This is a genomic window from Modicisalibacter luteus DSM 23508 (assembly GCF_000378505.1).
GTDB classification, from domain to species: Bacteria; Pseudomonadota; Gammaproteobacteria; order Pseudomonadales; family Halomonadaceae; genus Modicisalibacter; species Modicisalibacter luteus.
Genome location: NZ_KB900020.1, coordinates 1 through 9814 on the forward strand (window position 1 = coordinate 1; position 9814 = coordinate 9814).

The 9814-nt window shown below is 54.6% G+C and carries 9 protein-coding genes; 3 read left to right on the forward strand and 6 right to left on the reverse strand.

The window, feature by feature from the left end:
- Positions 1-414 precede the first annotated feature (414 nt).
- Together F568_RS24140 and F568_RS0121540 are read right to left on the reverse strand one after the other, a co-directional pair.
- Entirely contained in the window at positions 415-807 is a 393-nt protein-coding gene (locus F568_RS24140; RefSeq protein ID WP_019020817.1) for a hypothetical protein, read from the reverse strand.
- Positions 804-1763 carry an integrase domain-containing protein gene (locus F568_RS0121540; RefSeq protein WP_019020818.1) on the reverse strand — a complete coding sequence of 320 codons (960 nt, stop codon included), beginning with the start codon at positions 1761-1763 and terminating at the stop codon, positions 804-806. Before F568_RS0121540 ends, F568_RS24140 begins: the two co-directional genes overlap by 4 nt.
- A 1623-nt stretch (positions 1764-3386) precedes the next feature.
- Here F568_RS0121540 and F568_RS0121545 point away from each other — a divergent pair.
- Positions 3387-3950, forward strand: a complete 564-nt coding sequence (locus tag F568_RS0121545) for a recombinase family protein (RefSeq protein ID WP_019020819.1) — start codon at positions 3387-3389, stop codon at positions 3948-3950.
- Between the two features lie 379 nt (positions 3951-4329).
- On the opposite strand, the gene F568_RS0121550 is transcribed toward F568_RS0121545, so the two are convergent.
- On the reverse strand, positions 4330-4689 hold the full coding sequence (locus tag F568_RS0121550; protein WP_019020820.1) for a hypothetical protein: 360 nt from the start codon (positions 4687-4689) through the stop codon (positions 4330-4332).
- A gap of 1861 nt (positions 4690-6550) precedes the next feature.
- Here F568_RS0121550 and F568_RS25985 point away from each other — a divergent pair.
- Entirely contained in the window at positions 6551-6604 is a 54-nt protein-coding gene (locus F568_RS25985) for a hypothetical protein (RefSeq protein WP_229804369.1), read from the forward strand.
- Positions 6605-7841: 1237 nt separating this feature from the next.
- Positions 7842-8186 (forward strand): hypothetical protein, encoded by a 345-nt coding sequence (locus tag F568_RS0121565; protein WP_019020823.1) that lies wholly within the window; start codon positions 7842-7844, stop codon positions 8184-8186.
- A 159-nt stretch (positions 8187-8345) separates the two neighbouring features.
- Here F568_RS0121565 and F568_RS0121570 read toward each other — a convergent pair whose 3' ends face one another.
- From F568_RS0121570 to F568_RS0121580, 3 genes are read right to left on the reverse strand one after another with little or no spacing between them, the layout of a single operon-like run.
- The gene (locus F568_RS0121570; protein WP_019020824.1) at positions 8346-8621 is read right to left on the reverse strand and encodes a DUF2442 domain-containing protein; all 276 of its coding nucleotides are present in this window, start codon (positions 8619-8621) and stop codon (positions 8346-8348) included.
- Positions 8602-8916 (reverse strand): DUF4160 domain-containing protein, encoded by a 315-nt coding sequence (locus tag F568_RS26475; protein ID WP_371827870.1) that lies wholly within the window; start codon positions 8914-8916, stop codon positions 8602-8604. The genes F568_RS0121570 and F568_RS26475 overlap by 20 nt, the downstream gene beginning before the upstream one ends.
- Positions 8843-9727, reverse strand: coding sequence for a replication initiation protein (locus tag F568_RS0121580; RefSeq protein WP_019020826.1), 885 nt, complete (start codon positions 9725-9727; stop codon positions 8843-8845). The genes F568_RS26475 and F568_RS0121580 overlap by 74 nt, the downstream gene beginning before the upstream one ends.
- Positions 9728-9814 lie beyond the last annotated feature (87 nt).

Here is a 9814-nt window from a genome sequence, read left to right on the forward strand (position 1 = left end):
CCCCTTTAAACCCTAAATCTGTCCCCTTTAAAACCTGATTATTATTAATATTCATAGGCTTACAGATACTGAAAAGGAAAAAGGAGAAAAGTACAGAAAAGAGCGCATCCGCACTCACCTACCCTTCGCTACGCTCGCCCAGCCCTTCGGGCTGCCTAAAAAGGATGCGCCAAAGGCGCAGCTACAGGCGGTATTCGAGGCGCAGAGCGCCTGAGCCGCCTTGGTGGCCGGCCTAAAGGCCAACCCGCTACAACCCCGTTTAGCAAGAACTGGGCGTGATGCAGGAAATTGCAGTACATAAATCGATAACTATGGGGTCGCTAGGCGATACATGTTCTGTTATCGCTCGCGCTGCTTGCTGCATGTCCTATCGGCCATAAGCGTGAATAAATAGCGTTTATCGGTGTACTCACGTTAGGCATCCAATTCATACTGGTAGCGTGATTGCGTAATTTTCACAGGACGGCCACCCGGTGCTCCAGGATTGGGCCCGGGAGGACCCGGGCGAGTCCAACTGCCGCGCAGGTGGGGTTCCCAGTCAGGCCAGTGGCCTAACGCTGCGGCGAGGACACGACAGGTACGCCAGTAATCGTAGCGACTGGCTGCCGATAAATGAGCTACACCTGCCTTGAGTACCCACTGCAAATGCTTGGCCCGCCACTGGTAGGGTTCGCGAATGCCGAACCGCTTTTCAACCAGGACCGCGACCCGCTCCCCGCGCCGGATATGGGTCCGGACACCGCTGTTCTTGCCCGGTTGCGCCCGTTTCAGCAGGACTTCCATCTGGGTTGGTTTGCGGTGGCTCATTTTCGGCCTCCAATGTACGAAACGAGCACATCGGTGCGGTTATGGCCTAGCTCCTGGGAGAGCTTTTCACGCACTTGCTGATCGAGCCGCCGATCGATGGGCGATTGGCCGGTAATGACTGGGGCATGCTGTCCGGTGAGTTCGTAGTACCGCTGGCAAGCATAGGCTGCACGGGCGTCGTGGTAACCGGGGATGCCGTGTTGGTGGAGCACGGCTCGAGCCTGGTTGATTTCGCCTAAGCGCCCAACGGCCAGTTCAGTGTAGCTCTCGTGTGAGGCAATCAAATTTCGGCTACCAGTGGGTCGGGCGGCCCGTGCAGTGTCCAGGGCCAAGCGCTGGGCCTCACCAACCGGTACCCAACGGGGAGCGTCCCGTCCGCCCTTGGTGCCATCTATCACGTTAACAGCGCCATGACGGATGGCTTCCCGGGACCAGCGGTCCAGGTCGGCCTTAATGGCCTCCTCCCGGCGCACGCCGAAGGCACGGGCGAGCCCGAGGGTGGCGGCAGCCCGGACATGGTTGGCGTTTTGTAGCGCCGTGACAGTGGCCTGCACCCGTGCGGGATCAAGGCTGGCCGGCGCCATGGTCCGGACATTGCTGCGTGTCCCCGCATAGTCACGCGGCGAGAGGGCTACCAGGCGATCGCCGCGCAGTGATGCAAACACCACATTCACGGTGCTGATACGGTTCTGTGCCGTTGCCACAGTCAGTGATCCCGCTTGTACGAGCGCTTGGACATGCTCGGCATAGGCCGTGGCGAGTGCGGTGTTATCGACCTTCGCGAGATCGCGTACTCCCTGCTCTCGCGCCCAAGTGGCAAACTGCGACCACCGCCCGGCATGCGTTGCCACAGTAGCGTGATGACCGTGGCCATAATGGTCGCGGAGGGCCACCTTGCCGGCATGAGCGATCTGTTTGCCGTATCCAAAGTTACGACGGCTGGCGTACTTCCCCATGTGCTCCTCCTCTTCTGTCGTTCCGATTCAACAGGATCCCTCCTCCCCGTTTCCCCCGCCGGGATCTGGTAAGTGAAAAACCGATAAATAGGCTCGGTCGGACCTGGGAGGTCTGTCGTGACGTGACAGGAGCGCCGGCAGGTAACGCCTGGCCGGAGTGGCGATTCATGAGTAGCGATAGAGCCAATGCGTGATCGCGATGAGCAGAGCTCGGCGGGGGGATCACTGCGCCCTAGGCAGGAGCGCATGCACGGCCTCGTTCGTGACGACAGAACGTAGGAAAGCCGCTGTTACGAAGGGACAGAGCGCGTACCCGCCTGCCAGGCGGGTGGCCGTTAGGCCGCGGACTGTCTCGACGAGACAGGGAGAGGTTTTGGTGCAGGTTATGGTGCCGCAACGAACTCGCTAAGCCATTGAGGCTTAACGAGTTCGCGGGCGTCTGGGACGCCCGTCTCTATGATCCGCTTTGCGGCAATAGAGACGGGCGGGGCTGGGCTCCGAGGCAGAAGATCCACGGTGGCGGTGACAATAAGCCGGTGGAAAAAACCGTGTATTCATTCCTACTGAGCTCAGGGTCAGGCGAGTCCCGAAGGGACTCGACGCGTGTGCAGCTGTTTGGTGAAAGCAGCACAGCGATAGGTAGCGCGCAGATGAGAACTGGGCGTGGATCTGGAGATCGTGAAAGGTGGGATATGCACACGTCAAAGCCATCGTTTGGTATGGCTGAGAGTGGTAAAGGCCTATAGCCACAAGGGCTTTCAGTGCTTCGTTAAAATGCTGTTTTCTTAGAGAGGCCAGCTACCTCTACCGCTCAATGAGCAATGAGACCAGCATATCGAGACAAAGCGTTGATCACAATAGCTATTCCCCATCGACGCGCCCCACCGTTAACTCCGCCGCTTTTCCCAGCGAGAAAGCAGGTCGCCGAATCCTTCGATAGGGCCTTTTTCGAGGCTCTTATGGGGTAGGTCAGTCCGACTCAATGTCGTCTCTGGAGCGGGCAACAGACGAATTTCCCGAATTTCCTCTCTGAGTCGGCTGACTTCCTCGCGAAGGGCTCTCAACTTCTTCAATAGGGCTGTATCACCCCTTGTACCAGGTGTGTCTCGTGGGGGGTATCGGGTGTTACAGCATTGGAAGGTTCTTCGTATGCGCGGATCAGCTCGGAGAGATCGATCAGGCGCTGGTTATCTTCGCTTGGCCTCGATGTAATACGGGGTTCAATGTGGCTTCTCCTTTAGCCTAGCGTCAAACAAGAAAAGGCCCGACCACATGGGCCGAGCCTTCTCATAGCGCTGCTTTCCGTGCTACCACCACCGGCATCCTGCCAGTGCCTCCTTGGAGCTTGAGCCGTCCATGTGCTCGTTCTTTCCTTACTTGGGATTTCCCTTCCCAATGACAGGCATGGGTAACACCCTTTGTGAATTTAAACTTAACGTGTGTTACCTAGCTGCGTAAGAGATTACCAACAACACTTACCTAAGCCATCGAGTTTATATGGCTCATAATGTATACCCTGCGAACCATGTGAAAATTGGTTTTCAAGAGAGGTCCAAAATTGTTGTTCCCCATTGAGCCACCCTGTATATTTTGATCCATATTTAATGAGCCAATGAATCCAACATGTCTGCCACTATCGCCTATCTTCGTGTGAGCACTGATACCCAAAGCACTGAGACGCAGCGAGCTACTATCGAGAACCGCTACAACGTCGATAAGTGGTTCACCGATGAAGCTACGTCAGGTGCTATCAAGGCAAAGGACAGGAAGGGGCTCAGCGAGCTTCTGAATTATGCTCGATCAGGAGATACGGTCGTTGTCTACGCCATTGATCGCTTGGGACGTAACACTGTAGACGTGCTTGAGACAGTGGAAACGTTGGAGGCTGAAGGTGTAGCTGTGGTGTCGATTCGTGAAGGCTTCGATCTGTCCACGCCGATGGGCAAGGCAATGCTGACCATGCTGGCTGCAATGGCTGAGCTTGAGCGTTCCAATATCAAATCGCGTCAGATGGCAGGGATTGAGCGTGCCAGAGCTGAAGGCAGAAGGCTTGGACGTGAGAAGACTATCGACGATGCTCAGGTTGCTCAGTGGCGCCAGGATCATAACGCTAGCATTAAAGCTACGGCTGACCATTTTGGTATTTCTGTAGCGTCCGTGAAGCGAGCCTGCAAATCTGCCAAATAATTGGGTAGCCCGTTTTGAAGGGTGAAGCCCGGAAACGATTTTGGGCCTAGAAAACCATAGTAAAGGTGCCTACTGAGGCGATGTTTGATGTGTTTCCCGGCCTTGGTAGGGAGGTGGTAATCCGGAGTGAGTGAAGTAGGTGATTGTAACTTAAACCAAAGTTTACTTACTTTTTGTAACTTTAATTCATAAGGTGGTTCCAGAGGCAGGCTGCAAAGGACACTGTAGTGCTAGGCAACAGGAGTGCCCTGTCTCTCGATATGTGGCGCCTGGGGAAGCATCCTTACACTCGCCTCGCGAGGCTGGCCCTAGGCACCGCACCACTTTCTAGCCTCTAGAATCCTAGTAGAAATGTCATTTGAGACGATGTTTGAGTGTCTCAGGCTGGTTTGCTGTTGATTGGGCCAAGGATACGATCAACCGTCACGCTCGCTTTGGTTACACTGGCGATGGCCTCAGCACCGCTCTCAGCTTCTTTCTGAGCATCTTCTAGGGTGAGGGCCTTCAGCTCATACTCGACTTCCTCACCTTCTACTTTGAGAACGACGCTGTAACCACCTGTTCTACGTGTTGCCAGCGCTTCTCGCCTAGAGAGTTCGCGCCCAGCTTCCATTTCCTGCTTTAGCAGATCGTCAGGGATCGTCTGCCCTTCTTGGTCGAATAGGTCCACTCGGTTACTTAGATCGTCACACAGCGCTCTCAATTCATCGTCTGAAAGATTTTCGTAGCGCTTGTTCATGGCGTCTTTCCTTGGTCTGGTTTCTGTGCCTGGCTGTAGTGTTTCACTGTCGAATGACACTGCCAAGCGCCTTCTGCCCGTGTCGCTAATCAGGTTGGGGACAGGCATTATGCAACCAGGCTCTGCAACCAATTAGGCAGCCATGCAACTTACTATTCCGAAGGCAGCAAAGCTCTACAGAAAGCACCGCTCAACTATACATCGACATATTGAATCAGGCCGCATCACATGCGGTGTGAGAGGGGATGGCACTCGTGTAATTGAGCTTTCAGAGTTGATCCGTTGCTATGGTGAGCCAGCGTCTTTGCCACCTGAATTGCAACAGGATGCAACAGCTCAGAGCGAGGACGTGCAACAGGCGATGTTGCAGGCGTTGCGAGACATGCACGCTGAGTTGATGAAGCTGAGGGAAGAGGTAGCTGAGCTGAAGAGGTTGCCTGCCCCTGAAGTATCGAAAGCACCTGAGAAGCCACCTGAAGCGGCAAGCCTTCCTAACAATGATCCTCACGGACTGAGGGCGATAGCTAGAGCGTTACGGGGCGAAGGAAGCTGAGGTAGGTATTGGATATGCCTCTAAATCGCTCAGAGAGACGTTAGGCTGCTTACCCATCTACCCTACTGGGTTCATTAGAAAGGCGTTACAGAAGCTTTCGAGCGTAGGGAGGGCTTGGGATTGACGCGGATAGGGAGCTGACTACATAGTTGCTCCCCAGAACGAAATGAAGCCCCAGGTGCTACCAACACCCAGGGCCTCGGATTCTCTCAGGCAGGAGAGAAGCTTGAACACTTCTTAGTCTAGCGGCCTCCTTGGCTCCTTCGCAAGACTTCCTGCCTGATAAGAATCCCGTTCGGCGGTTACTGTAGCGTCAGCACTTTGGCGTAGCCGTGGAGAGTGGAATCAAGAGATTGTCGCTCCATTGGCTGTAACTGTCGGCTGTGACGGGGGAATCGCTCATACAGCCACGCTGCGACGCGCTTAATGCTTTCCGTTAGATAGGCCCTAGCGGACTACCGGCAAAAGTGGGAACGGGTAAGCCAACGGCACCACTTAAAAAAACGCGAGGCGCTACGGTGAAGGAGCTGTAGCAAAGCTGGTAGAGCAAGCTATTAAGTGCCCCGATAGGCGGAGCGAGAGAGAGCACTTAGCTAAATGTCTCTCGATAGTATCGGGCAAGGCGTCCTTCCTGAAGTCCATCGGACGGAGGGGGGGGCGACCTGTGGTGAAGAGGCCCTTTTAGGGCCCATCTTCTGTGGGCTTCTGCTGTGTGGAGCTGAACGTCCCTGTGCATGCCTTCCGCTCGATATCCACTTTACTAACATAGCCATCTATTCTTGGTGTGCATCACCTCTCCTCAGACAGGGTGCTATGTCGATTACCACGAGCCCGAGTGTGAATTTGTCACGAATAACTGAACGTGGAATCGGCAGAGACAACCTGTCCAACAAGCGAGAGCGCGTTAGGCGGTGCTGGTTACTTGAAATGGGTGAGCTTTCTATTAATCTCAGTATGAGTCAGCGGCTCCCAAGCGTTTCCTCCTGGCTCTGCATTCCTTTCATGAAGATGAAGCCCAGCCCCAGCTGTGAAGCTCGGGCGTTTTCATTATGTTGGCGCATAGTTTTGAAGTAAGCCAAGCCCGATAAATGGGCTATGCCGGCTTGAAAATCAGCCGGAAAAAATCTGAAGCTTGGATTTTCCTGTGTATCTGTAAGCAGATACGCCCTGGGCAACATGCCCCCCTAGTTGAAACGTGGCAAATCTAGTCACGCCCCTACCGCTGGTAGCCTGGTGGCTCGATGATCGGCATCATCGAAGCCTTTTGGCTTGATTTAGGGTTTATGCATGTTATTCATGCTTTACGCGATGGTATTTAACACTGCCTTTGATGCCTGGATGCGCCGTTACCTGGCGCGATAGACTTGAGAGCAAACCGAGAGGGCATTCCATCTGTACGCGGCTTATCTTGAACGGATATGCGTGACTTTTTCACGCAGTTAATTCTAACCAGCATTAAAAAGGCCCGACCCCTTTCGGGGTCGGGCCTGGGCAGCCATCCTGGCTGGTCTTTCTAGCGGGCATCCTGCCCGTGATCCTTGGCTTACCGGGCCATCCGTGGCCGATCTTCCTTGAGGAGCCTTCCTGGCTCCTAGCCGCCGGGCTATCTCTAGCGCTGCGTATCCTTGCTTGCGTCCATGAGCATCCTGCTCATGCCTCCTTGGCTACTTGAGCCGTCCTGGCTCTGTCCTTCCTTGTTCGAACCGTCCTTAGCTCGATGGAAGACAGTGTGACAGCTATAGCCGACCAACGATGTAACTTGAGTTACTTTAGCACGTAAGAGATTACCGATAATTTACCCAATGTTGCGACTATCGTCGCCAATCGCATATGGCTTCGTTCTGCTGCGTATCCTGCCTTACAAAAAAATGGGCCGCTAAAAAGCGGCCCAAGGTACGCAGGGAACTGGGGGTAGCCTGTTAAGGCCGGAAAATTCTTACTGAGGGTCCATCCTCTAAACCGCCTGTCCTCGCGACAGCAAGCCTTACCGGAGAATCCATTCTCTGACCCGCCGATCCTTCAGCGGCTTTAAGACCTGCCGGGAAATCCGTTCCCTGAATCGCCTGTCCTTGAGCGGATGCAAGAATTTTGGGCTGACGAGTGGAATATCACTAGGTCGTAGGTGCATTCGAATCGCCAGCAACACCAAGGATATAGCTAAAACAGTGCCAAAAAAATAAAATATGTTGTATATCAAAAATATATAGAAGTAACAGCATCGATGGGATGAATTTAGCCAGCACTTAGCCATCGGAAGTTGGACGCAAGCGTCGCAATTTACACACCTACTACATTAAGTTTTTAAAAAAAATATATTAAACAATAACTTGCAATGTATCTATACGGCGACAGTAACTAAAAAAAACATTTACAGCGAGTCCAGGAGACATATATTTGCCTCTAACCGTATCGCAGTACTGACGTATCAGCGTTTTCTGGGTACGCAGCTGCTTCCGCCCTTGCCGTACCTTCCTTGCCAGCCAGCTCCTACCAGTCCGCTCACTCCAAGCAAAGCTCCTCACCCATTGCGACAATTAGCGTGAATAATTCACGTGAATGATCTAGGCTTGTTGCTACCTTCTTACTTGGAAATGCGCCGATGGCTCGTCGCCGTGAAATCCGCCCCGAGGAAGCGACCCTTTGGTTGGGGGTACTGCTCGATGCTGCCTTCGATCCCACCTCGAAAACGCTAAATCTGGCCCGCAGCGCAGAAATTGCCAACCAGGCTGCCCAGAAGCAGGGGATGGCCGGCGCACTGCGCTTGACGGCCCGTGATGGCCAGAGTCAGCTGCTGGCTTTGGCTAGCGATTTCGTGAGCTATCCTGAAGAGCAAAGCGATAAACGCCGGGCAGAGCTCCTGCTGGGTTGGGCGGAGCATTGGATGCTGCCGGAAGATTGGACTCGCCTGGCTGCCCGCGTCAGGAAACGGCGGGAGCGTACATAAGCACGTGACTATGTCACATTAAAGCATACCACCAGACCCAGCATTCAATGTGGTGTACCGATCTGCTACTGCCTGACTAAAGGCCGGCTCTAGACGGTCTCTTGAGCAGCCTGGCAGGCTCCTGAAGTGATCCTCGCAGAGTGTTCGTGGGCTAGAGATTCATGCAACGGCCTTACGGCGGCGAGTCTGATCGCCACGACCGGCGAGCAGGCCAACCACGGAAATATCTTCGTCCAGCGCTTCCCAGTGCAGGCCTTCGCCACGTCCAATCAGTTCCCACTGTTCACGCTGCTCTGGGGTGGCATGCAGCAGGCGGGGAAACCACGCCAATGGGATCGACAGCTCCCGACCATCGTCCAGCACAACGCGAAATGTGTCAGCCATGAAGCTCACCTCAACGGCCAGCGGTTCGGACTCAAGTTTCAAAGTGCGCATACCATGCCTCCAGAAACTGGGCCTGATGCCGTTCGATTATCTTGCAAAGCTGATTGATCTCGTGGGGACGCAGGCGTTTGCTCGATTGTAGCTCGACGGGTTCCAGCCAGAACTTTGCGACCTGCTCGCCTGCCGTCACGTGGACATGTGGTGGCCTCGAGGGTCGCCGTCGTCTCTGTAGAAGAAAAATCGGTAAGGGCCTTCTCTCAGAAGCGTCGGCATCAAACCTCCTCGGCTTCAACGGCTGAGGCTCGGCGCGCTTCCAGTGCCCGCAGGGCAGCATCCGACCAGCCATCTCCCGGTTGAGCGTAGCGCTGAATGACCTCGGCCGAGATACCAAACATGGCGTGCCCACTGTCGCCGGGTGGGGGGTCCTTGGGCTTACGTTGTTTACCGGTAACGGCTTTTGGCTTGCGGCTGGCTTTCTCGCCAAAGGTAAACACTAGGTGGGATACACGCCTCCCTGTCTTGCGTTGGTCCCATTTCACCCACAGCGGGCTGTGCTCGTTGATCTGGTCAACGGCGGGCTCGATGACGCGTCGTTTGAAGTCTTTGAGAACTGGATATTTGTCCTCTAGCTGGAGAGTGTCACGGAGCCAGTCGATCTCAACTTCACGTTTGCCGGTACCACGCCACTGTACGAGGAACTCGTAGAGCCGGATAGCGTGCGCACTGGTCATTTTGGCTACATCAGCCAGCGCATAGCGGGTGAACTGCTCGGTGAGTTGGGTCAGGTAGGGCAGCATGTCCTTGGTGAAGCGTAGCTCGACGCGCCCTTCGTGCTTGCGGTAGCGGATCGATTGCACCCACCCCGTAACCAAGGTTTCCCCGTGAGCACCGTTTCCATTGGGTCTTTCAGTTAGCCATACCTCGCGTCGTTTAAGGCGTAGTGCTGCCTTAGCCAACTCGTCATAGGCAGCCTTGGAGGTGCTACCGGTCATTTGAGCGATATCAGTTGCAGCGACGCTGTACATAACCTCATCGGTGATAGGGTGGTCACGCCTTACTTGGCTGATACAGGCTAGCAGGATGCGCTGCTCGGCAGGAGTGAGCCGGTAGGAGGCTTCGACCAGGGCATTGCTCTTGTAGATCTGCGGGTGGCTCATTGGCCAATCCTAATGGGGACATTGTTATCATGTCCCTTTTTACCCTAAATCCGTCCCCCTTTAAACCCTAAATCTGTCCCCTTTAAA